Consider the following 21,076-nt stretch of genomic DNA (forward strand, 5'->3'; position numbering starts at 1 on the left):
GCCGCGCGCCCCCTTCACCGGGAGACCCGTCGCGGGCCTGCGCGCCTACCGCTGAGTGTCGGCGTTTCTAGGGGCCGCTACGCGAGGAGAACGAGCACGGCGGCCCCCAGCACGGCCACCGCACCCGAGCCGACGAAGACCCGCTCCAGCCACTCACGCTCGCCCCCCTCGACCAGGAGTTCGCGCGGATCGAGCGGGTCGTAGCGAAGCCGTACCTCCTGGCCGTCCGCGAGCGGCAGTGCCCGGCTGGGCGGCACCGGAGAGAACACCTCGACGACCTGGCCGGCGGCGGTGGAGAACTGGAGCAGCGGACGCGGACCCGCCGAGCCGTCCTTCACGTCGCGGGTGCGGCGCCGGACCAGGGCGAGCGTCGACATTCCGACCCGACGCAGCCGACGGATCTCCCGGAGGCCGACGAGTCCGGCCAGGCACGCCACCAGGCCACCGCATCCGAGGAACGCCGCCAGCACCACCGCCGCCGCCCCGCCACCCATGACATCAGCCTCCCGCAGCACGCGCACAACCCGGCTTCCAGTCTGCGCCGCCATCGCTCCGCTGCCCACGGCAACGGTGTGATCGCGTGCCGTCAGGGAGTCGTCAAGACGCTGCCCGCGGCTCGCGACCGGGTGTTTCATGGCCCGATGCGATCGCCGACGGGAGGCCGGTGCACGGTGCATCTGAACGAGCTCGCCAGGATGCTCGACGGCCGACCCGCGGTGACCGAGCGGCCCGACCTGCTCGGCTTCAGCGACGCCGAGGCACGCTGGGTGTGCTGGATGTACGGCTACCGGCTGACCACCTACCGCCAGTCCCGGTTCGGCGGCGAGCTGGCCGCCGTGCTGGACACCGATCCAAAGGCCCGGTCCCGAGGCGACTGGATGCGCGGCCCGGTCCTGCTGCGCGGCCTGGACACGCCCATACCCTGGGCCCGGCAGCCAGCCGGCCAGTGGCCGCCGCTCTGGACACCGCCGGGCTGGCCCGCCGGCCACGGCCCGGTCCAGCCGGCGCCCGAGCGCATGCCACTGCCCACGCCCGAACAGATCCGAGAACGCCACCAACCCGGACTCCTCCTCGTCCTCGCCGCGCTCTTCGGCTACCTCGCACTCTCCTTCGCGACCTCGCGGCCAGCAGGCGCCGCGGTGCTGGCCCTGTTCGCACTCGGAAGCCTCGTCGCCTACCTCCCGTCCAGACGCCACCGAAATCGGCTGATCGAGCGGACGCGGCTGCAGGAGCCGATCTACGACCCGCCGGTGGACGGCGCTGCGTGACCGCCCTCACCTGAGGCGTCAAGGTTCCGCTCGGATCCGGCCCCGCGACGTGAGGGATGCGTCAAGAAACGGCTGGTCCCCGACTCCGCCGCGGTCTCCTTGGTGGGCCGACCAAGAAGGAGCACTTCCGAAGACGTGCTGATCCGGACACCGGCCGGCTCCGGCGTGGTCAAATTGAAACCCCGCCTCACCTATGAGACAGCGGACAAGTGCTGAAAGGCGGAGCTCGTATGACCCGGGTCCTCGTCGTGGAGGACGAACCACAGATCGTCCGCGCCCTGGTGATCAACCTCAGGGCCCGCAAGTACGAGGTCGACGCCGCCTACGACGGCGCGAGCGCCCTGGAACTCGCCGCCGCCCGCCACCCCGACGTGGTCGTGCTCGACCTGGGCCTGCCCGACATGGACGGCGTCGAGGTGATCCGCGGGCTGCGCGGCTGGACCCGGGTGCCGATCATCGTGCTCTCCGCCCGGCAGGCGTCCGACGAGAAGGTCGAGGCCCTCGACGCCGGCGCGGACGACTACGTCACCAAGCCCTTCGGCATGGACGAGCTGCTGGCCCGGATGCGCGCCGCCGTCCGCCGCGCCGAACCTGTCGCGCCCGAGGGCGACTCGGTGGTGACCACCGACGACTTCACGGTCGACCTGGCCGCCAAGAAGGTCAACCGGGGCGGCACCGACGTCCGCCTCACCCCGACCGAGTGGCACCTGCTGGAGGTACTGGTCCGCAACTCCGGACGACTGGTCGGGCAGACCCAGCTCCTCCAGGAGGTCTGGGGCCCGGCCTACCACAAGGAGACCAACTACCTGCGGGTCTACCTCGCCCAACTGCGCCGCAAGCTGGAGACGGACCCCTCCCACCCGCGCCACTTCATCACCGAACCGGGCATGGGCTACCGCTTCGAACCCTGACCGCAACCGCGCTGCGTCGTGGCGGGGAATCAGAACTTGTCCGGGCGCCGCACCGCGAGGATCAGGTAGCCGACCAGGGCGGCGGCGATCAGGAGACCGACGGCGCAATCAGCACTCATGTGACGCTCCTCGATGTTCCTCGAGCCCGCGTCGCGGCGGGCGGAGGCGGGGTGTGGGAGGAAGACCTCCGCGCGGCGGCACGGGAAGGAATGGCGCCGCGCGGAGGCGATGGGGAGAGCCTGCCCCTCGGCTGCGGTCGCGAGGGCGGTCCTGACACTTCCTTGATCCTTACGGCCCCGATCCATACGCCCCGTTGACACACAGCTGGCCCGAATGGGTGAGGGCCGATCTCATCGGTGATTTCCTCACCCGATGCGGATCGCGTGCGAGAGGGGCTGAACTGGAGGTGCTGGCGGGACCGGTGTCAGGTGGTCGGCTCGCCGGTAGGCGACTGGTAGCGGTTCGCGGGAAGTCGCGGGGGTTCCTGGGGACGGCGCCCGGAGTGGGGGACTGCTGCCATGCTGGCTGAGGCGCGGTGGCCCGGTGCGGGCGGGCTGGACGTGGTGGTCGGCCTCGTCGAGACATACGGGTGGAGCCGCACTGAGGAACAGCCGGCCGGGCAGCCGGTCAGGGATAGTGACGGCCGCTCCGGCGGTTGTCCGAGGGGCCGGTACGGGGTTGGTCCGGCCGGCGCGGTGGATGCGGTGAGGTAGTCGTGTTCAGACGGTTCCGGTCGGCCTCGCGGAGTGCGCGGACGAGTGCCGTGCGCTCCTCGATGCGGGCGCGCTGGTACAGCTCGAGAGCTTTGGAAAGTCGCTTCCACTCGTCGGCCGTGTGGTCTTCCGGTTCCGGGCCGAGCGGGTCGGCGCCAGCGGCACCGACCCGCAGCCGCCAGTCGGCGAGCGCGGCGATCAGGCGCCGGTAGCGGAATTGCTGGGCGGCGTCGGCCACGTTCGGTGCAGCGATCTGCCAGACCCACAATTCGGGAGCTTCCTGCCCGGACTGGGCGGCCGCGAGCGCCCGCTTGGCGAGACGCTCAGCCGGAGTCGAAAACCGCGGGACCTCTTCCACCGCCGGCCCGTCTGGACCTCCAGCCCGTTCGCCAAAGGCATGCGCGAGATCAGTGTGCGCAACGATGCTGAGGCGGTTGTCGGCGGCGAGCAACGTTCGCGTGGTGTAGATCTTGGCCCCTCGCAGCCGGTACAGCCTCGAGCCGTGGACGCCTGTCAGGGCTGTGGACGTGGGACCGGGCCCGGACCGGGTCACGTCCACACAGGCGGTGGCGAGTGCGTGGTCGGTGATCTGCTCCGCCCAGCCCACGCCGCCTCGACCACGCGTGGTGCGAACTGCGTACCGCGTTGCCTCGGCAAGAACATGGCGTTGGCCGAACACTGCCCTGTGCCGAGACACCACCTCCACCACATCACGGGCAGCAGCCTCCACATCCAGCCCAAGCGGGCCGTCGCCAGCCTGACTCCTGAGGTCGCGGGCGGCCGTGCGGGCACGGTCCAGGAGCCCGTCGATACGCGCCCTGCCGAAGGCCTCCACGTTCTGCACCCGCCAGGCCTCGCGCAGCGCCAGAAGCGGCCGGGCGCCCTTCTTGGGCGGGCGAGTCTCAAGAGCGGCCTGTTGCATCAGCGCGATACGGGCCCCAGCGTCCGGCGTCCGGCCGTGGCGTTGGCAGTAGTCGACCAGCAACTGCTCCAATCGCTCTCGGGTGTCCCGGGAGCGGACGGAGTTCGCCCCGATCAGATCGGCACCGACGCCGGCAATCTCCATCACCGGCCGCCGACCCTCCCCGATCGTCCGTTCCTCCACCACCACGTCAAGTGCGACGCACACACGGCGCAGCACCTCCTGGGTGTAGAGCTCGGAGGCGACGACCAACTGTGCGAGTAACAGCCGTCCGTCGATGGTCCGCCACCTCCCGTCCGCCCCCTGGACCCGATTGGCGATCAGCACATGGTCGTGAAGCAGCGCCTGGCCGCAGCGGGACTCGAAGTGCCGGAACTGAGCAGCCACCAGGCCACCGGGCACGACCTGCAGGGTGAACCCGCCCTTGCCCGAACGGGTAGCCAGCGCATGCTCCTCGATCCACAGCCGCGTGACCGACACAGCCTCGTCATGCGCCTCCTCGACCACCTCGCGGGTCTCCTCGCCGCCAAGTGCCCACAACAGGCTCACGCTCTTCGCCGGGCGGAACACCGCATGCCAGGCCGCAACAGGCCGCCGGGCCGGACGCAGCTGCCTGGCGACGAATCGACTCAGCTCGGCGTCATCCTCCGGCGCCCGCCCGTACTTGGCCCGGAAGGCCTGCATGCCCTGCGACAAACGCGCGGCGCTGCGCTCATCCTCAGTCGCCGTACGGCCGCTGCGCTCCTCGAACGCAGCGATCTGCCCGTCGATCGCTCGCTCCAGGGCGGTCGGTGTGGCCCCGAACCTGGGGAACCGGGCACCAAGGCGAGTCGCCCGCTGCACCTGCTGCGCGCTTGCCCCCGCGTTCAGCTGCTCCAGGGTGATCTCGTCCGCCCGCGGATGCAGACCCTTCCCGAACAGAGCACGCATCTGCGGCTCCGTCACCTGGCCGTCCACACCGAGGAGCGCGGCAGCCCGCCCCACCCATCGCCCCGGAGGAACGCCGATAGCGTTCTGGTGCTCTTCGAGGTCCCGGCCTCGAACCCGCGGCTCGTCACCTGTGGCTATCTGGCCGATGAAATACTGCCAGCCGTCGCCCGGAGTGACTTTCCTGATGTCCACTGTCATACCGTCACAATCGGAGCTGCCCACCAATTGCGCAAGTGCTCTTATGGGGCGCGAGTCCGGCGGCAGGACTCCCGAAATCACGGGCTCGGAAACGTACTTGATCTTACTGCTTCGGCCAAGGGGTCAATCAGTGCAGGTCATGCGCGTGTCCGTCCCTGGCCGGCCGCGCCCGATCTGCGCCTCCTGGACCTGGTGGGTGCCAGTTTCGGGCCTCCCGCCGGAATTCTGCAATTCCCGGCGGACGGGATTTGTCTCTGCAGTTCCCAGCTGACGGGATTTGTAGGCGGGCCGGCCATGGGATCGCGCCTGCAGGCCTGCCTTGCTTAGCGAGCTCGGCCTCACCATTGGAGCCGGGGTAGACAGCCTCCGTAGACGGGGGTGTCTATGCTCCTCGATGAGGAGTACCTCCCCGAAGTGACGGGTCCGGCTTTGCGGATCGAGGTGTCCGTTGTGTGACAGGTTCCGCGTATGACGCCAGCCGTTGACGCGCCTCGGCCGTCGGCGGCTGGACGAGGACCGCCAGCCTGAGGTAGAAGCGCCGCCCGGTCACGACGTGGCCGTGGGCTTGGCAGGCTGGATTCGTACCCTGTGGGACCTGCCGTTCATCCTGAACGAAAGAGTCAACCCGGTGTCGCGATCGATGAACTCCCTGCAGCGCTCAACTGCATCGGGGCGGGTGAAGAAGTACCGGTAGGCCTCGTACTGGGTGTTGCCCAAGGGAAGCGCTCGCACCGAGTGCCAGATGGCCGCTGCCGCGTCCGAGAGCCGATCGAACCTTGCCGGAGCAGTGATGCCCTCGATCTCCACCACCACTGGCCCCTCTCCGCTGTCGGCGCCGGCTGAGGCTTTGCTTCTGCGGATCACAGCGAACCCTCCTTCAAGTCCTCGGTCAGCGCGATGTGTTCAGTCACACAGTCCAAGTCGGTTGGGGAGACGAGACACCAGACCGTTTTGCCTGGCCCGTCGGCCCGGAGCGAACAGCCCCAAGCCTCGGACAAGCGCTCCACCAGCAGGAGCCCACGGCCCGCCTCGGCCTCTCCGGTTGCGGGGCGACGTAGCGGCATGGTGCTGCTGCCGTCGTGTACCTCGATATGCAGCAGACCGAAGGCCAAAGCGAACCGGTTGAGGATCCCGGAACCGTGTGGCTCACGAGCATGCCGTACGGCGTTGGTGACCAGCTCGGTCAGCAGTAGCTCGCCGACATCGCGGTAGAGCCCGCCCGCTGCCGTCCGGCCGAGGAAGGTTCGCAGCTTCGTCCGGGCCCTCCCCGGAGATGTCTCGTGGCGGGGCAGCCAGAAGATGTATTCGCTGCTGGCGCGGGCGGTGCCGAGAACTGCCTCACTCGTCGGGTCATGCTTGGCGCGAGCATGCTGGAACAACTTGATCAACTCTCCTATTCGGCTGGTGGCAGTGCCTCGTGGAGGCCAGTCGCGCTGCTGTTTGAAGCGGCGTCCTTGAGGATGGCGGCCCAGGCGATTCGGCTGCTGTCGGCGGTGGTGACGAGCCCGTAGGTGTCCGCGGATTCGAGTAGAGCGACGACCGCTCCCCAGGACTCGACCGAGGTCGATCCAGAGACGTCCGTCTCGATGCAAAGGTGGTCGTCGTGGTCTTTCACGTGTGGCTCCAATCCCAGGGCCGAGAGGCCGGTGGCGATGCGATGGGAGGGGGCCTCCGGTGGGAGCACAGATCCACCCCCTGTCATCGAGGCCACACCCAGAGCGAGGCTAGTTAACTAGCCTAGACCTAGTGGACTAGATTTTCCACATGCGCCAGCAACCTCCCTACCTCCGCGTGGCAGAAGTGCTCCAGGAGCGCATCGCGCGTCAGGAATGGTCACCCGGCGACCGCCTGCCGTCCCGCTCGGAGCTGGGAGAAGAGTTCGGCGTCGGCGACAATGTTGTACGCCGGGCGCAGGAACTGTTGATCTCTCAGGGCATCCTCGAGGGGCGCGCAGGATCGGGTACCTATGTCGCCACGCCGCGGGAGCGCGTTCGGCTTGTCCGCTCGCGGGCGCGGGAAGAGCGCGGCGGGTCGCCGTTTCAGGCCGACATGGCCGGCATCGGCAGGCGGGGAACCTGGGAGAGCCGGACCGACGCCAAAGTGCCGGCCCCAGCTGAAATCGCCGCACGCCTCGGCATTGCCGAGGGCGAACCGTGCGTCCGCACCGTCTACGAGTTCCTGGCAGACAGGAAGCCCGTCCAGCTCTCCACCAGCTGGGAACCACGCAGCATCACCGCCGGCACGATCGTCGTCCTCCCTGAAGGCGGACCGCATGCCGGCGCAGGAGTGGTCAACCGGATGGCAGAGATCGGCATCACCATCAGCCACGCGGTCGAGGTACCAGAGCCGCGGCACGCCACCGACGAGGAGGCGACGATCCTAGGCATCCAACGCAGCGCACTGGTCACGCACATCCGCCGCACCTATGTCAGCGACGACGGACAAGCTGTGGAGACGGCGGATATCGTCATCCCCGCAGCCATGTGCGAACTCGTCTACGAGGTCCCCATCAACCCCTGATCAGGCGTAGCCGATTGCGTGCCCACCACGGGCGCCTCGGACCCGATGCCAATCCGAGCACCGCCTCCTGCCTCAACGCTTGAGCTTGACGATGAAGAGAGGCGTTCGGCCTCCTCCGGCACGGATGCCGGTGGTATCTCCTGCGGGCACGGGAGTCGTTCCACGTCCCCGGTGCGGTCGTGCCACGACTCGGCCCTGCCCCAGCGCCCGCTGCTGGCGTGGTGGACGGCGGCGGTGCAATCGCCGAGACCCGCAGCCGGGCGGCCATGCTCAAGTCCTCCAGGCGGCAGGCCGAGACCTGGGCATTTGCCCGGCGCGGACTGCGGGCGTTTCGCGCTGAGTACTGCATTGGCTACGGTCTGACGCTGGGTTGCAGCCAACGGGGGAGGGGCGCGGCGTGGCGATCGAGCTGCCTGGTACGGCAACAGGGGCTTCCAGTTCCAGCCCAGGGGTTCGAGCGCCGGAACGAACCTCCTCAGCATCTGCAACAAGAAGAAGAAGTGACGGACGCCGTGAACAACGCCCTCGAACACCTCAAGCGCCTCCTCCCGCGCCCCACCGGAATCGAGCCGAAGGACTGGGACTCCGTCCGGCGCCAGCTCGGCACCGACCTGCCCAGCGACTACAAGGCGTTCATCGACACATACGGTGGCGGATACGTCGACAACTACCTGTGGGTCCTCGCGCCGGGCTGCGCGAACGAGTTCTACGACCTCCTCGACGCGGACGAGGAGCGCGCCGAGGCGAACGAGTACCTGTGGGACGGCGGCGAGAAGAAGCCTGCCGAGCTCGACGGCACCGGCGCCCGCCTCATTCCCTGGGCCTCCACGGACAACGGCGAGTTCCTTTACTGGCTCGCCCTCCCAGGCCAGGACCCCGACGAGTGGACCGTCATGATCAACGAAGCGCGCGGCCCCTGGTGGGAGCACCGCGACATTGGCTTCACCCAGTTCCTCGCCGCCGCCCTCACCGGAGACGTCCGCTCCGAGATCCTCGCCGATGCCTTTCCCACAGACCCCCACGACTTCCACCCCTCCGCCGACTTCGTGTAACGACGCGCCCAGCCAAGAAGCAACTGCTCCACGGCCGGGGGTACGGGGTTGGCCTGCGCCCTGGTGGGGGGAGCCGGAGGCGGGGCGCTGTCGAGCTTGGGGGTGATCGCGGGCTGCTCGGGCGGTCGGAGGCCTCCGGGCCGACGAGCTGGGCCGAGGCGCCGCGCATACCCCCATGTGCGGTGCCAAGGGCCCCGAGGACACCGTGCCCGGCCACGCCACTCACCAGCTCACCGGAACCCGCACCCACCAGTGCGACGCCACCGCCACCCGCGCCACCCGCGACGGCGGCCGCGCCTACGTCCTCCTCGACGGCATCGGCTCCAACCCCGCCGTCCGCGACTGGACCCGCGACCAGGCCCGCCGCCTCGCCGACCTCACCGCCCGCAGCCTCCAGCCCCACCTCGCGATCACCCGGCTCCGGGAAGAGATCGCCCTCGAACCCGGCTGGCAGAACACCGTCCCCGGCGCCTGCGCCGTCGCCGCCGTCACCGGCCCCAACCGGATCCTGCGCATCGCCTGGATCGGCGACTGCCGCGCCTACCTCCTCTACCCCGACGGCTACCTCGGCCGCCACACCACCGACCACAACATGCGCACCGTCCTCGAAGCCCGCGACGGCCAGGCACCCCGCTGGGCCCGCAACCGCATCACCCACTGCCTCGGCCACCCCGACGCCGGAGAAGCCCTCATCCCCGACTGGACCACCGACCCGGACCGCACCGGCACCCGGCTCCTCCTTGCCTCCGACGGCTGCTACGAGCCCATCGAGGACGCCGGCCACACCGTCGCCACCGCGCTCGCCGACGGCACCCCGGCGGACGCCGCGAAGCGCCTGGTCCGCCTCGCGATCAAGCTCGGCGACGGCAACAAGGACAACGCCACCTGCCTCGTCGCCGACCTGTAGCAGGAGATTCCCGCCTTCCTTCCGTGCGGGTCGATGGACTGCGATTCGTGGGAGTAGTGGGTGGTTTTCGACTGGCTGTCGCAGTTCTTGGTGCGGGTTCGTAGTTAACCGCGACATGGTGTTGCATCGGGCGGTGCGGCATTCATCGCTTGCGAGGTTCACTAGGTTGTTGCTATGGACTTCGTGGGTCGCTATGGTGGGGGTTCCGGCAGAACCTGACAGAATCGGCCGGAACCCCCCACACTCACTTGATGTCTCCTCTCATTGCGACGATGACCGTGTTTGAGACGGTCACGTTCCACTCGGCCATCCGGGGCTGTACGAAGTAGAGCCCTCCGAAGACCACTGCGATCACTGTGATCAGGCCGATGGTCCTCCGCGGGCTGGCCAGGGCCCACCGAAGGGTCCTCCCGGCCTGCTTGCAGAGGTGTGATTTATGTCGCGCCATTGGCGCCTCCTCTAATAGATCTCCTTTTTGAGATAACAAACGCCCAGACCGGTCCCGGAGGCAGGAGGAGTCGTGATAGTGGGCTCGCTCCGCGATTCTGGGCCCGACTGGGCGCAGTGCTTGCTGAGGGATCCACCCGGAAGATTCCATGCATCTTCGGATGGGTCATCAGGGATAACCTACGCACACGATCCACTCTTGTCAAGAGTGGATTTCGTGCTGCTGAGATTCTCTGGAATGGCTGAACGATCATCCGTTCGCGGCGCACCAGTGGGCCGATCCATCCCCTTCACTCGGAGATTACCCGGATGGACTGACATCGATAGCACCCATTTCCAGCGGCCGCTATATCCCCGATGTCGCCGAGCTGGCGGCCCTGCTACGCCGAGGCCCGGCCGGACCATGGGGTCCGGCCGGGCCTCGGCCATGCTCGCGAGGGGGATCAGACGCCGACCCAGGACGCCATGTGCTGCAGCGTGCCCGGGGTCGAGCGCTGGGCCCGGACGAGCGCGGACACCGTCTCCCGGACGGTCACGTCGTACCGCGTCTGCTGCGGCGCCAGGTTCCGCGCCAGCTGGCCGGGCCTCCCCACGTCCGCGATCAGACCTTCGGGACGTGCTCCACCTCGCACTGGATGCCCGGCACGCCGGCCATCTTGCCGTCGGTGGTCAGCAGAGGGCACATCAGGATCTCGGCCAGCGCGATGTACAGCGCGTCACCGACGTAGGTGTTGTCCCGCAGCTCCCAGGCCCGCAGCAGCAGGCCCGGGATCGGGATCCGCTGGACCTCGAGGGCGTCCAGGTCTGCGATCGCCGCGCCCGCGTCCGCCTCGGTCAGGTGGCCACGCTGCATCATCCGGACGATCGCCCGGCTGGCCTCGTGGTCCAGGTGCGCCGGCGCGTACACGTCCTCACCCACCAACCGGGCCCGGACTCGCTCCGCTGTCGGGCCGGTGCCCGTCAGCAACTCCACCGTCGCACTGGCATCGACCACGATCACTGGGCGCCGCCCCGCTGCTTCTCAGCCCACGCCTCCAGCAGGTCCGCCATCGTCAGGTCCTCCGGCAGCGCGGCCAGGTGCTCGGCTGGCACCGATCCGTCGTGAGCCAGGACGTTTCGCACCGAAGTGCGGCCCAGCTGTTGCTTGAAGTCCTCAGCGCTGGAAGGGCTTCCGTGGGCGATAAGGAAGTCGAGCCTCAGATCGGCGGCCGTCTCGCTCGAGTTGTCCGCTGGCACGCGGGCGACGACGGGCATCCGGCCACCCCGCAGCGCCTCAATGAGGAAGTGGTCCATCGAGGCATCCGACGCCGAGGTCGGACCGTCTGTCGGGGGCAGCTCGGAAGCGTCCGCGCGGACATCCTCCAGCGCCTCGCTGATCTCGTCGCTCGTCGGGCGTCGACTGGCCGACAGGGCCCGGGCCGCGATCCGCTCCATCTCGGACGCCTGGATCGGCTGAGGCCCGATGCTGGCGCCGGACAGCAGGTGGAGGAGCGCGGCCGGGACGACGGCCGCGACGGGCTTGCCGTAGCGGGTGATCGCGGTGATCCGGCCGGTGTGCTCGGCCAGGGTGACGATCTTCGACAGTTCGGCGCGGGCGTCCGCCAGCGCGACCGTCGGCACGTTCGCCGGCAGCTCCGGCTGGCCTTGCGGGTCCGTAGTCATGTAAAGACTTTACAACTCTCGGGCTGGATTCGCCCGAGGGCTGGGCCCGGCGTTTGTCAGACCGCGGCAGCCCGGATGGCCTCGACAGTGCCCCGGGCTGTTCCGTTCCCGGCGTAGCGGGGGCCGGCCAGGATCCCGGCGAGACGATCCATCCGCTTCACGATCCAGGAGATCTGCATCTCCGGCGGCAGGGACAGCACCGGGTCCACGGCCGCGGCGGCGCCTTCGACATCGCCGAGCTGCACTCGGGCGGTGGCCAGGTAGACGTGGGCGAGGTGTTCATCGTCCAGGGACCGTTCGGTGGCCGGCTGCTGCTGCCACAGGCCGATCGCCGCCTCGGCCTCCCGCGCGGCCCGGGCGTTGTCCGCGGCGCCGGGAAGCCAGATCAGCGCCGACCCGGCGTAGTACAGCTGCTTCGCGGTGGAGAAGGTGAACAGGCCGCCCAGCGCGTCCGTGTCGCGGGCGTGCTCCCTGGCGTCCAGGGCGGCGTCCAGGCTGGCGTTGGCGCCGCCGGAGTCACCGAGGTTGGCCAGGCACTGCGCCCGGCCGCACAGCAGCCTCGCCAGCCCAGTGCCGGCCACGCCGTCGGCGTGCTGCAGGCCGTCCTCGATGAAGTCGTACGCCGCGGTGAAGTCCTGCTGGAACCGGGCGATCAGCGACTGCGTGCCGCGCACCCACACCTTCAGCTCCTGGTCGCCGGCGAACTCCGCGCACCGCCACCCTGCCCGGCAGTGCTCCAGCGCCGCGTCCGCATGCCCGAGATCCAGCGCCGCGTACGCCAGCACCCCGGACAGATGCCCCGCCGCCCGGTACAGCTCCCGCCGCTCACCCGGCCGGTGATGCCGCTGCCGCAGCCGGCCCGTCACCTCCTGCCGCACCCGATGCGCATCCGCCAGCATGGGCCCCGGCGGCGACGCCAGATACTGCACAGCCAGGTCCGCCGCGTCCGCCGCCAGATCATCCACCTCGAGACCCGGCATCTCCGCCAGATCCCGCGACCGGCGCAGCGCGGTCACCATCGTCCCCGCCAACACACCATCCGCCTGCTGCGCCTGGTCGCGGCGCCACTGGTGCTCCAGCAGGCCGCCGGCCTCGAGGGCGTGGTCCGCGGCCGCGGCGAACTCGGCGGTCCCGGCCCGGGCGCCGGTCTCGACGTTGTGGACGTGCCCGCGCGAGTAGTGCACTCGCCCGGCCAGCTCCTCCAGGGACAGGCCGGCGTTCAGGCGCAGCATCCGCAGCAGCTTCGGGAAGCTCATCATGCCATCGAGTGTGCTGCCAGCCCCCGCCACGCCCGCCCCTCCCGCTGTATTCAGGCCACCCTACGCGCGGGCTGAAGACACCGGCATGCTCCCGACCGGGCTCCGTCACCTGCATCGTGATCTTCCGTCAGAACCCGAGCACCCTCGAGGGAGAACCCCGTGCAACCCGCCCCCACCGAACCGCCCCCGCCGGCACCCGCCCGACCGGACCGCCCGGCCCCGGCCCGGCCGGGCACCACCACCCTCCGCTGCCTTGCCGCCGCTGGCCACGACCTCGGCCAGTTCCGCGCTGGCGCCCGCCGCGCTCCGGGGCGGCCGATCTCCGGCGGCGTCCAGTGATCGTGGATGGAGCCCTTGGAGCCGGACAGCGGCCGATCACGGTCCGGCAACTTGCCCTCAGCCGCGTGACCGCCCTGGCAGCGTGTACTTCGTATGATCACGACTGCGAAGGACACGCACATGCCCTCCCCAGCCTCACCGCGCCCCAGCAGGATCCTCGCCGCCACGGCCGCCGCCGGGATGCTGCTCACCGCCGTCGGCTGCTCAAACTCCACGACCGCCAGCGCGCCACCGTCCGCGAGCGCGACAGCCTCCCCGTCCCGGTCGGCCGCCACCTCCGCCAGCGCGTCGCCCACGCCAACGAAGCCAGCCACACCGCTCGCTGTCGGCGCGACCTGGCAGTGGGAGGCGCCGTCCGACAAGGTTTCCGGCTCTGCCACGGTCGTCGGCTACCAGCAGGACGTGGCCCACGACGCCCCCAGCCCAGAGAAGACCTTCGGTGCCGAGTCTCACGGCTATGTATGGGCGGCCCTCGAGGTGAAGGTCTGCTCCGACGCGTCCTCGGCGAAGACCATCACCGTGTCGAACTACCCGTGGAAGCTTGCGTACGACGACGGGTCGCTGGTGAAACCGTCGGACACCGGCTACGGGCAGTTCCCCCAGCCCGAGTTCCCCTCCGGCGACGAGGAGCTGGCGGCCAGCCGCTGCATCGCGGGGAAGATCGTGTTCCCCGTCCCAGGTGCCAAGAAGCCAGCTCGCGCGGTCTACGCCCCCAGTGGCCTGAAGACCCCCACGGAGTGGAACCTCCAGTAGTCCTCCAGCCGGGGCGCAACCGGCCTCTGCGCCCCGGTCTCTCCGCTGCGTACGTCGCATGGCGGCGCCCGGCGAGGAACTTCTCACTCGTCCTGAATGATTTCAGCGAGAGCCACGCGCACTACCTCGACAGGATCGCCGAGGTCGGTCAGGTCGAACCATTCGCCGCGTACCCGGCACGCACTGAAGCGCCGGTGGAGCGCCCGTTCGTAGTCTCCCTGCTGCACAAGCAGCAGGGAGAGCAGCAAGGGCTGGGCGGTCTGAAGGCCGCTCAGGCGCTTCTTGGGATCGGCGGCGATGCCGATCTTGACCAGGGGCGATCCCTCAACTCCGACCACGTAGGTGAAAGCGGGCCGCGACCTCAGCGGGATGTGCTGGGAGCGCCCTGGAGGCACAGGTCGAACGGTAGCGCTGGGCTGACCTTGAGCGGCCGCCCGGAGTTGTCGCAAGAAGACCCGGTCTCGGGGCGAAATCCAGCTCCTCAGCACCAGCAGGCGCTCATCGTCGAAGGTGGAGAACACTTCGCTGCTGTCGGCCATCATGCCGCTCCTCTCTCGCATGCAACATTGACTGCACTACTCGCCAGCTCAGACCCGGCCCGCCCGTGCCGCCGCCCGCTGCCGCAGGTACTCCTCGTTGGGCTTCGCGCCGTTCCCCACGGCCGGCACTGCGCCGACCGGGACCCGCTGCGCGCTGTCCACCCGCTGCTCCGGCACCAGCTGGCGCTGCTCCTCGGCCGGAATGGCCGACTTCGGCGCCACCTGCACGGCGGTGAGCGCGGCGCCACGCTCCTCCCGGCTGTCCTCTCGCTTCCCGGCGCAGGACCGGCACGGCTGCCCGGTGTCGACCTCGACGTGCTCGTCGCACCGCGGGTCGTTGCACAGCGGGCTCCGCTTCAGCATCGCCACCAGCGGACCGACCGGCCGCGCCATGTTCCGCCCGTACAGCAGGCTCGCCCAGTACAGGTTCCAGCGCGGCATCACCCGGAACTCGACCAGCTGCTCCGCTGTCCGTTCGCATGGCTCACCGAGGCCGAGCGCCTCGAGGACCGCCTCCTGAACGTTCCGCGGCCGCTTCGCCAGCGCCGGAGCATCGCGCAGGTCAACCGGCAGCAGCGCGAACACCGACTCCACCGCCGCCCGCTGCTCCTTCGTCAGCCGGGGCCTGGTCTTGCCGGACGCGGCGAAGCCGCCAGCCTCGCGCGCGTTACTACCTGGACCTGCCCTACGGGCGTCCAGGGCGCTTCGCGCCGAGGGCGCAACCGGGGCGGGGTCAAGGGACTGGTTCAAAGGACTGGTTCGGGTGTCTCTCAGACACCCCGTGTCGGACTGAGAGACACCCCGTTCGGGACTCAGAGACACCCCGTGGGGGTCGCCGGTCTCACGGGGGGACTCAGAGACACCCCGCTCGCTGGCCCTCGGCCGAGGGCGCTGCACGCCCAGGTCGCTACGGCGGGCCTTCGCCGGTGCCTCCACGATGGGCGGCCGGCTCTGCGCGGTGAGCGGCGGACGCCCGTTCTCCGCCCGGCCCTTGTTGATGCGCTCGACGTTCGGGAACCAGCCGAACGGGATCAGCAGGTCGTAGACCACCGGCCGCCGGTCCGCCCGCAGGTACTCCGCGGCCTTCTGGTCGCCCTTCGCGATCAGGCCCCGCTCCTCGAGTCGCTGCAGCGTGCGCAGCACGGTCCTCGGGTCGATGTGGGTGCGATCGGCGATGGTCGAGCGGGCCGGGAACGAGTTGCACCCGTCGGGGTCCGCTCGCTCCGCCATCGTCACCAGCACGGCAAACTCGTTCACGTCTCGCACCGGCGCGTCGTTGGCTGCCCAGAGCAGAGCCTCGAAGCTCACGCGGCACCGCCCTCGGATACGCTGTGTGAACTGCTCCAGAACACGTTGGGGCGGAGTACCTCCCCGGGTATGCTCACGCGGCACCTCTCTCTCGCGGAGTGGGTTGCGTACGGCAGCGAGCTTGCTCTCGCTGTCCAGGTCGGACGGTCGGTCGGGGCTGCATCCCCGCCGGCCGTTCGCGTTCTCAGGCCAAGCAAATCACTCTTGCTGGTCGCCGCGCTCGGCGCGGCGTTGATGCTTGATCTTGAAGCTCACCCCGTGGCGAGCCTCCTGTTCCCGCTGCTCGAAGTACGCCTTCACCGGCTCCCAGGGCAGGAAGTAGTAGCGGCCGACCTGCTGCCACTTGTCCCGGGGGACTGGCCAGTCGGGATCGCGGTCGGCGAGCTGGCTGACGCGCTGCTTGCTCAAGTTCACCCTCCTCGCAATCTCGGCGAGGGTCACCATCTCGGGTTGCCTCCTCTCGGTGCTGTCGTGCTGGGGTGCGTCTTCATCATGTCCCATGAGCTTGACCCAAGTCTATATCAGTGGTTGACTGTCTTTCAGAACGAGAAAGCCCCGGCCGGTGCGTCAACACCAGCCGGGGCCGTGGCGGACGAGTGCGTCAACACTCGTCCGCTGCAGACCAACACCTGCAGGCACAGGAGGGTCTCCAATGGCTGATCGTACCGACAGCTTGTCCCAGGACAACATCCCGCACCCCAACCCGCTCGCCACCGCGCCGTCCAGCCCGGTCGTGGCCCTGCTCGGCGCGCTCGGTGACTTCGCTGCGCTCGACGAGGAGTCGTCGGCCGTCGCGTTGGTGACCGTGCAGACCAACGACACGCTGGCCATCCCCGGCATGGTGGAGCTCGGCTCCGCCGCCACCGGCATCCTGGCTGCGCTGGTCGCCGCCGCCACCGCGCTCGCCGAGCTGACGGCGGGTGCGCGGTGAGCGCCCGGGGTGAGGCCGTGAAGGCCCTTGTCCGGAAGACCGCCCCGAGCGTGCCGACCGTCCGGGAGATCCGGGTGGACGGCGAGAAGCTCAGCCGCGTGATCGCGAAGCTGCTCGGGGGTGCGAAGTGAAGCCCCGCTACGAGTGCGCGCCGTGTGAGGACTGGGGCATCGTCGTCCATTCGTCGGGGAAGGGCACCGTGCCGTGCTCGACCTGCCGCCCGGCGGACCACTCCGAGCACCAGGCCGCGCAGCAGCAGCCGACCACCGTGCTGGCCCCCGTTGCGGAGGCCCGGCTGGGTGGTGGTTCCGGTGAGTGAGCCGAAGAGCACCGGGATGATCCTGGTCGAGCGGGCCACGGCGGCCCTCCTCGAACTCGCCGCCCACCGGCCGGCGAGTCTCGGTGAGACCCGGGACCTGATCGCGGCGCTCCTCGGGACCGGTGACGGCGAGGGCAGCCTCGTCGAGATGGTCTCCGGGATCGCCTCCGACCTGGGCAACCCGATGTTCAACCCGACGCTTGCCGTCCTGCCCGGCCCGGCGGATGAGATCCTGCAGACCGTCACCGACTTCCACACCGCGGTCTACGCCGAGGACTGCTCGGCCCGGATCGGCGCCGAGGCGGTCGAGGCGATCGAGCAGCCGTGGGCCGTCCGGACCGTCGCCGCTTTCCACGCCGAGCACCAGGTCGTCCCCGACCTGGAGGGCCCGGGTGACGGCGAGCGGGCCCCGGTCCCGGAGCCCGACGAGGGCGAAGAGCTGCCCACCGCGGCCTGACCCCGTATCACCCGCTGCGCCCCGGCCGGGGTGGCATTCCTTCTCCGGCCCGGCCGGGGGCGCGGCAAATTCCCCGACCCCTTCCGCTGTCATGACCATGACTGGAGATTGCCTCATGTCGCCCATCAGCCAGATCGACGTCGCGCAGCTGGCCTCGGAGCTCACCGGCTGGCACCACCCCCACTTCGTCAGCATCACGAAGACCGACGACACCAACGTCCAGTGGACCTTCAAGCCGTTCACCGGCAGCGAGGCCGAGCCCATCGTCCCCACCGCGTTCTGGAGGGACGACACGCTCTCCGAGGCCGCCCGCAACACCCTCGAGTTCGAGTACGAGGTCGCCCGCAGGCTGTGGCGGGACGCCCGCTACATCCGCGACATCAAGGAGGCGGCCGCCGGCGCCGCCTCCTGCTGGGATCGCTACACCCAGGCCCGGAACGAGATGGACGCGCTGTTCACCGCCATGGACACCACCGCGGACACGCACTGGCGCGCCACGGTTTCCAAGCTGCTCACCGCCCAGGAGAAGACGCTCGCGGCTGCCGCGGCCTGGGACCACAAGGCCAAGCCGATTGCCTACGTCCACGGCACCTACGGCCGCACCGAGCTGACCCGCCGCGAGGTGTACGAGCGGGCCGGCATCGACCCCACCGACGCCACCGCCTGGGTCATCGGCGACGACTCCGACTACGACGCCCGATGGGACCTCAAGCCGCTGCAGAAGCTCGTCCACGACGCCGTCGAGGCGCAGCGCGAGCACCTGCGGAAGGTCGCCGAGTTGACCGCCGACCTGACCCTCGGCAAGTAGCCGACCGACCAGCAGCCCACCCCTGATCCGGATCAAGGAGACCAGCAGAGATGACCAGCACCAGCTCCACCGTGAAGCCGACTTTCGCCGACCTCATCGCCCGCCACGGCGCCGACATCGCCGGCATCGTCGCCGCCGCGAACAGCACCGGCCCGGTCGACACCACGGCCCTCGACCCGCAGGCGTTCACCGCTCTCGTCCGCGAGGCGGCCGACTTCCTCGAGACCCTCCCGATGAACGAGGCCCGGGCCGTCGCCGAGAACCTCACCATCGCCGCCGGCTACCTCCACGACGCCCTCGGCCTCGAGGGCGACGACCAGCACGTCGTGCTGCGCATGGCGAAGCCGCTCCTCGACACGGCTGACGGCATCTGCGTCAACCTGGACCTCTGACCGCCGCGCAGCCCACTTGCCCGACCGGCCGGGGCGCCCCCGTCCCGGCCCAGCCCCCGGATCAGAAAGGAACAGCCTCCGTGGAGCCCGACGCCCGCGCCGACCAGGTCAGCGACACCGCCGCTCCGGCCGCGATGACGAAGCTGCAGAAGACGCTGATCGGCTCCGTTGCCGGCGGCGCCGTCACCATTGCCGCCATCGGCTTCGCCGGTTCCTACCGGGCCGTCACCCGGCTGGCCCTTGCGAAGGACTTCGGCCGCTTCGCCTACGTCTTCCCGATCGGCATCGACGCGGGCATCGGCGTCCTCCTCGCCCTCGACCTCCTCTTGACCTGGCTGCGGATTCCCTTCGCGCCGCTGCGCTACTGCGCCTGGTTCCTCACCGGTGCGACGGTCGCGTTCAACGCCGCCGCGGCATGGGGCGACGGCCTGGCCGTGGGCATGCACGCCGCGATCCCGGTCCTGTTCGTGATCGTGGTCGAGGCGGCCCGGCACGCGGTCGGCCGGATCGCCGACATCGTGGCGGACCGGAGCATCGAGACCCCGCCGTGGCAGCGCTGGATCCTCTCCCCGGTCGGGACGTTCGCGATCTGGCGCCGCCAGCGGCTGTGGCAGATCCCGTCCTACCTCACGGTCATCGACCTCGAGCGGGAGCTGCAGGTGTTCCGGGCGCAGCTTCGGAAGGAGTTCGGCTACTTCTGGCGGTGGAAGGCGCCGGCCGACAAGGTCCTCGCGCTTGCCCTCGCCCGCTTCGGGATTTCGGTTTCGGAAGCGCTTGCGATGCCGAAAGCCGAAGCCGAAGCACAGCGGAAAGCCGAAGCGGCCCGGGAAGCCGAAGCTCAGCTGCAGGCCGAAGTCGAAGCCGAAGCGCTTCGGGTTCGGGACCAGCAGCGCCGGGTCGAAGCCGAAGCGCGGCGGCTCGCGGAAGCCGAAGCCGAAGCGAAGCTCCGGGCGGTCGCCCGGGCCGAGGAACTGGCCGAAGCCGAAGCCGAAGCGCGGCGCGCCGAGATCGAGCAGAAGCGGCTGACCGCCGAAGCCGAAGCCGAACTGGAGCGCCGGCGCCGCGCGGAGCAGCAGCGGCAGGCCGAAGCCGAAGCAGAGCAGCGGCGCCTGCAGGAGGCCGCGGACGCCGCGCAGCGTACGGCGGAGGCCGAAGCCGAAGCGCTTCGACTTCTGGAGGAGAAGCTTCGGGTCGAGGAGGCGCTTCGGAAGCTGCGGGAGCGCCCGGCCGTACAGCCGAAGCCGAAGCCCGAACCCGAAGCGGACCCGAAGCCGGAACCCGAAGCTGAAGCGGACCCGAAGCGGCGGTCGGAAGCCGAAGCCGAAGTAGAGCCGAAGTCGAAGCCCGAACCCGAAGCGAATCCGAAGCCCGGCCCCGAAGTCGAAGCCGAAGCGGTGGGCCCCCCGAACCCGAACCCGAAGCGGCCCGAATCGGAAGCGGGCCCGAAGCCGAAGCGGCCCGCCGAGCTCGGAACCCGAAGGGCCCGGATCAACGCCGAAGTCGAAACGCTGCTCGGCCTGATGCGGAGCGAGGGCTATGACGCCGTGACCCTCGAGCGGGTCAAGACCGAGCTGAGCCTGAGCCAGACCACGGCCTTCGACCGGCTCGACCGGGCCCGTGACATCTGGAACCAGGCCGCCTGACCTGCACAGATCTCCGGTCCGGACCGCCCACCAGGGTGGGCCGGACCGGCCGGCCGAACAACAGGCCAACCTCCCCGGCAGTACCCCCTGGAAGGAGCACCATCACCATGACCGGCCACGACTCGGTCTACAACGACCCGGCGTACGACATCACCTCGGTGCCGACCTGGAAGTCCCCGCCGCTGCACGGCGCCTACGCGCCGAACGCCCGGCTGTCCCCGCGTGCGAAGGCCGCGATCGGCGCCGGCGCGGTCGTCCTGGCCGCGTCCGGCATGGTCGCCTGGTCGAACTACGCGGCCGCGCAGGCCGACGCCGAGGTGAGGCAGGCACAGATCGGCCTGGAGGCCTCCAAGGTCGACCTGCAGCGCCAGCAGCAGGCCGCCCAGGTGGCGCAGGCCGCGGGCCAGGAGACCGAGGCACAGAAGGCCCGCCGGCAGGCGGTGCAGGCGTGCATCGCGAAGGCCGGCGGCAACTTCAACGCGGTCGCCGACTGCGGGAAGGCCTACCCGTCCGTCGACCAGCTCGGGATGGTCAACACCGCCCAGACGGTGACCGGCGGCAAGAGCGACGACGGCTCGTCTTCGGGCGCCGGCCTGATCGTCCTCGGCACCGTCGGGGCAGCGATGGGCGCCGGCTGGCTGAAGAAGCGCTTCGCCCGAACGTAACAACCAGTCACCTCCCAACTCCCACCTCCCACCCACCTCCCAACCGCCTCCCAGCGAATCCCGGCACGTCATGGGCGGGCCCGGCGGATTCTCTCCGGCCGGTGGGTGGGTGGGAGGTGGGACCCAAGCCGCT

General features: G+C 69.9%; 25 protein-coding genes. 12 read left to right on the forward strand and 13 right to left on the reverse strand.

What is annotated here, in order from left to right:
* Positions 1-77: 77 nt before the first annotated feature.
* Complete coding sequence (locus tag FHR36_RS11790) at positions 78-494, reverse strand: DUF3592 domain-containing protein (protein ID WP_253796216.1); 417 nt, start codon at positions 492-494, stop codon at positions 78-80.
* 177 nt (positions 495-671) lie between these two features.
* Here FHR36_RS11790 and FHR36_RS11795 point away from each other — a divergent pair, with 177 nt between their 5' ends.
* Together FHR36_RS11795 and FHR36_RS11800 are read left to right on the forward strand one after the other, a co-directional pair.
* Positions 672-1,268, forward strand: a complete 597-nt coding sequence (locus FHR36_RS11795; protein ID WP_253796218.1) for a hypothetical protein — start codon at positions 672-674, stop codon at positions 1,266-1,268.
* A 230-nt stretch (positions 1,269-1,498) separates the two neighbouring features.
* Complete coding sequence (locus FHR36_RS11800; protein WP_253796219.1) at positions 1,499-2,179, forward strand: response regulator; 681 nt, start codon at positions 1,499-1,501, stop codon at positions 2,177-2,179.
* 29 nt (positions 2,180-2,208) lie between these two features.
* On the opposite strand, the gene kdpF is transcribed toward FHR36_RS11800, so the two are convergent.
* The 5 genes from kdpF to FHR36_RS11825 all read right to left on the reverse strand — a co-directional run bounded on the left by kdpF (position 2,209) and on the right by FHR36_RS11825 (position 6,557).
* The gene (kdpF, locus tag FHR36_RS11805) at positions 2,209-2,298 is read right to left on the reverse strand and encodes a K(+)-transporting ATPase subunit F (protein WP_253796221.1); all 90 of its coding nucleotides are present in this window, start codon (positions 2,296-2,298) and stop codon (positions 2,209-2,211) included.
* A 508-nt stretch (positions 2,299-2,806) separates the two neighbouring features.
* Positions 2,807-4,942, reverse strand: coding sequence for a MobF family relaxase (gene mobF, locus FHR36_RS11810; RefSeq protein WP_253796222.1), 2,136 nt, complete (start codon positions 4,940-4,942; stop codon positions 2,807-2,809).
* Positions 4,943-5,488: 546 nt separating this feature from the next.
* On the reverse strand, positions 5,489-5,806 hold the full coding sequence (locus FHR36_RS11815) for a hypothetical protein (RefSeq protein WP_253796223.1): 318 nt from the start codon (positions 5,804-5,806) through the stop codon (positions 5,489-5,491).
* Positions 5,803-6,330: an ATP-binding protein gene (locus tag FHR36_RS11820; RefSeq protein WP_253796224.1), complete on the reverse strand. Its 528-nt coding sequence runs from the start codon at positions 6,328-6,330 to the stop codon at positions 5,803-5,805. The genes FHR36_RS11815 and FHR36_RS11820 overlap by 4 nt, the downstream gene beginning before the upstream one ends.
* Before the next feature lie 5 nt (positions 6,331-6,335).
* Positions 6,336-6,557, reverse strand: a complete 222-nt coding sequence (locus FHR36_RS11825; RefSeq protein ID WP_253796225.1) for a hypothetical protein — start codon at positions 6,555-6,557, stop codon at positions 6,336-6,338.
* A gap of 149 nt (positions 6,558-6,706) precedes the next feature.
* On the opposite strand from FHR36_RS11825, the gene FHR36_RS11830 reads away from it, so the two are divergent.
* From FHR36_RS11830 to FHR36_RS11840, 3 genes are all read left to right on the forward strand, one after another.
* Positions 6,707-7,462 carry a GntR family transcriptional regulator gene (locus tag FHR36_RS11830; RefSeq protein ID WP_253796226.1) on the forward strand — a complete coding sequence of 252 codons (756 nt, stop codon included), beginning with the start codon at positions 6,707-6,709 and terminating at the stop codon, positions 7,460-7,462.
* 500 nt (positions 7,463-7,962) lie between these two features.
* Entirely contained in the window at positions 7,963-8,514 is a 552-nt protein-coding gene (locus FHR36_RS11835) for an SMI1/KNR4 family protein (RefSeq protein WP_253796228.1), read from the forward strand.
* A 175-nt stretch (positions 8,515-8,689) separates the two neighbouring features.
* Positions 8,690-9,421, forward strand: a complete 732-nt coding sequence (locus FHR36_RS11840; protein WP_253796229.1) for a PP2C family protein-serine/threonine phosphatase — start codon at positions 8,690-8,692, stop codon at positions 9,419-9,421.
* Between the two features lie 890 nt (positions 9,422-10,311).
* Here FHR36_RS11840 and FHR36_RS11845 read toward each other — a convergent pair.
* The 4 genes from FHR36_RS11845 to FHR36_RS11860 are packed head-to-tail and all read right to left on the reverse strand — an operon-like array spanning position 10,312 to position 12,789.
* Positions 10,312-10,461 (reverse strand): hypothetical protein, encoded by a 150-nt coding sequence (locus tag FHR36_RS11845; protein ID WP_253796230.1) that lies wholly within the window; start codon positions 10,459-10,461, stop codon positions 10,312-10,314.
* 8 nt (positions 10,462-10,469) lie between these two features.
* Positions 10,470-10,868 (reverse strand): type II toxin-antitoxin system VapC family toxin, encoded by a 399-nt coding sequence (locus FHR36_RS11850; RefSeq protein ID WP_308199288.1) that lies wholly within the window; start codon positions 10,866-10,868, stop codon positions 10,470-10,472.
* On the reverse strand, positions 10,865-11,530 hold the full coding sequence (locus FHR36_RS11855) for a type II toxin-antitoxin system Phd/YefM family antitoxin (protein ID WP_253796232.1): 666 nt from the start codon (positions 11,528-11,530) through the stop codon (positions 10,865-10,867). Before FHR36_RS11855 ends, FHR36_RS11850 begins: the two co-directional genes overlap by 4 nt.
* 56 nt (positions 11,531-11,586) lie before the next feature.
* Complete coding sequence (locus FHR36_RS11860) at positions 11,587-12,789, reverse strand: helix-turn-helix domain-containing protein (RefSeq protein WP_253796233.1); 1,203 nt, start codon at positions 12,787-12,789, stop codon at positions 11,587-11,589.
* A gap of 432 nt (positions 12,790-13,221) precedes the next feature.
* Here FHR36_RS11860 and FHR36_RS11865 point away from each other — a divergent pair, with 432 nt between their 5' ends.
* Positions 13,222-13,881 (forward strand): hypothetical protein, encoded by a 660-nt coding sequence (locus FHR36_RS11865; protein WP_253796235.1) that lies wholly within the window; start codon positions 13,222-13,224, stop codon positions 13,879-13,881.
* Between the two features lie 83 nt (positions 13,882-13,964).
* Here FHR36_RS11865 and FHR36_RS11870 read toward each other — a convergent pair whose 3' ends face one another.
* The 3 genes from FHR36_RS11870 to FHR36_RS11880 all read right to left on the reverse strand — a co-directional run bounded on the left by FHR36_RS11870 (position 13,965) and on the right by FHR36_RS11880 (position 16,136).
* Positions 13,965-14,423, reverse strand: coding sequence for a GIY-YIG nuclease family protein (locus tag FHR36_RS11870; protein WP_253796237.1), 459 nt, complete (start codon positions 14,421-14,423; stop codon positions 13,965-13,967).
* A gap of 45 nt (positions 14,424-14,468) precedes the next feature.
* Positions 14,469-15,812 carry a helix-turn-helix domain-containing protein gene (locus FHR36_RS11875; protein WP_253796238.1) on the reverse strand — a complete coding sequence of 448 codons (1,344 nt, stop codon included), beginning with the start codon at positions 15,810-15,812 and terminating at the stop codon, positions 14,469-14,471.
* 114 nt (positions 15,813-15,926) lie between these two features.
* Positions 15,927-16,136, reverse strand: coding sequence for a hypothetical protein (locus tag FHR36_RS11880; protein WP_253796239.1), 210 nt, complete (start codon positions 16,134-16,136; stop codon positions 15,927-15,929).
* A gap of 244 nt (positions 16,137-16,380) precedes the next feature.
* Between FHR36_RS11880 and FHR36_RS11885 the strand changes: the two genes are divergently transcribed.
* The 6 genes from FHR36_RS11885 to FHR36_RS11910 all read left to right on the forward strand — a co-directional run bounded on the left by FHR36_RS11885 (position 16,381) and on the right by FHR36_RS11910 (position 20,943).
* Positions 16,381-16,659: a hypothetical protein gene (locus FHR36_RS11885; RefSeq protein WP_253796240.1), complete on the forward strand. Its 279-nt coding sequence runs from the start codon at positions 16,381-16,383 to the stop codon at positions 16,657-16,659.
* Between the two features lie 311 nt (positions 16,660-16,970).
* Entirely contained in the window at positions 16,971-17,435 is a 465-nt protein-coding gene (locus FHR36_RS11890) for a hypothetical protein (protein ID WP_253796241.1), read from the forward strand.
* 115 nt (positions 17,436-17,550) lie between these two features.
* The gene (locus tag FHR36_RS11895; protein ID WP_253796242.1) at positions 17,551-18,243 is read left to right on the forward strand and encodes a hypothetical protein; all 693 of its coding nucleotides are present in this window, start codon (positions 17,551-17,553) and stop codon (positions 18,241-18,243) included.
* 50 nt (positions 18,244-18,293) lie between these two features.
* Positions 18,294-18,635, forward strand: a complete 342-nt coding sequence (locus FHR36_RS11900) for a hypothetical protein (RefSeq protein WP_253796244.1) — start codon at positions 18,294-18,296, stop codon at positions 18,633-18,635.
* A gap of 80 nt (positions 18,636-18,715) precedes the next feature.
* Positions 18,716-20,278, forward strand: a complete 1,563-nt coding sequence (locus tag FHR36_RS11905; protein ID WP_380232597.1) for a DUF2637 domain-containing protein — start codon at positions 18,716-18,718, stop codon at positions 20,276-20,278.
* A gap of 107 nt (positions 20,279-20,385) precedes the next feature.
* The gene (locus FHR36_RS11910; RefSeq protein WP_253796246.1) at positions 20,386-20,943 is read left to right on the forward strand and encodes a hypothetical protein; all 558 of its coding nucleotides are present in this window, start codon (positions 20,386-20,388) and stop codon (positions 20,941-20,943) included.
* Positions 20,944-21,076 lie beyond the last annotated feature (133 nt).

It is taken from the genome of Kitasatospora cinereorecta, from assembly GCF_024172095.1.
GTDB classification, from domain to species: Bacteria; Actinomycetota; Actinomycetes; order Streptomycetales; family Streptomycetaceae; genus Kitasatospora; species Kitasatospora cinereorecta.

Bases quoted from the DNA above. Each gene is read 5' to 3' on its own strand.
- FHR36_RS11790 (WP_253796216.1), bottom strand. From the start codon at position 494: ATGGGTGGCGGGGCGGCGGCGGTGGTGCTGGCGGCGTTCCTCGGATGC.
- FHR36_RS11800 (WP_253796219.1), top strand. From the start codon at position 1,499: ATGACCCGGGTCCTCGTCGTGGAGGACGAACCACAGATCGTCCGCGCC.
- kdpF (WP_253796221.1), bottom strand. From the start codon at position 2,298: ATGAGTGCTGATTGCGCCGTCGGTCTCCTGATCGCCGCCGCCCTGGTC.
- mobF (WP_253796222.1), bottom strand. From the start codon at position 4,942: ATGACAGTGGACATCAGGAAAGTCACTCCGGGCGACGGCTGGCAGTAT.
- FHR36_RS11830 (WP_253796226.1), top strand. From the start codon at position 6,707: ATGCGCCAGCAACCTCCCTACCTCCGCGTGGCAGAAGTGCTCCAGGAG.
- FHR36_RS11840 (WP_253796229.1), top strand. From the start codon at position 8,690: ATGTGCGGTGCCAAGGGCCCCGAGGACACCGTGCCCGGCCACGCCACT.
- FHR36_RS11855 (WP_253796232.1), bottom strand. From the start codon at position 11,530: ATGACTACGGACCCGCAAGGCCAGCCGGAGCTGCCGGCGAACGTGCCG.
- FHR36_RS11860 (WP_253796233.1), bottom strand. From the start codon at position 12,789: ATGATGAGCTTCCCGAAGCTGCTGCGGATGCTGCGCCTGAACGCCGGC.
- FHR36_RS11865 (WP_253796235.1), top strand. From the start codon at position 13,222: ATGATCACGACTGCGAAGGACACGCACATGCCCTCCCCAGCCTCACCG.
- FHR36_RS11870 (WP_253796237.1), bottom strand. From the start codon at position 14,423: ATGATGGCCGACAGCAGCGAAGTGTTCTCCACCTTCGACGATGAGCGC.
- FHR36_RS11885 (WP_253796240.1), top strand. From the start codon at position 16,381: ATGGCTGATCGTACCGACAGCTTGTCCCAGGACAACATCCCGCACCCC.
- FHR36_RS11895 (WP_253796242.1), top strand. From the start codon at position 17,551: ATGTCGCCCATCAGCCAGATCGACGTCGCGCAGCTGGCCTCGGAGCTC.
- FHR36_RS11900 (WP_253796244.1), top strand. From the start codon at position 18,294: ATGACCAGCACCAGCTCCACCGTGAAGCCGACTTTCGCCGACCTCATC.
- FHR36_RS11910 (WP_253796246.1), top strand. From the start codon at position 20,386: ATGACCGGCCACGACTCGGTCTACAACGACCCGGCGTACGACATCACC.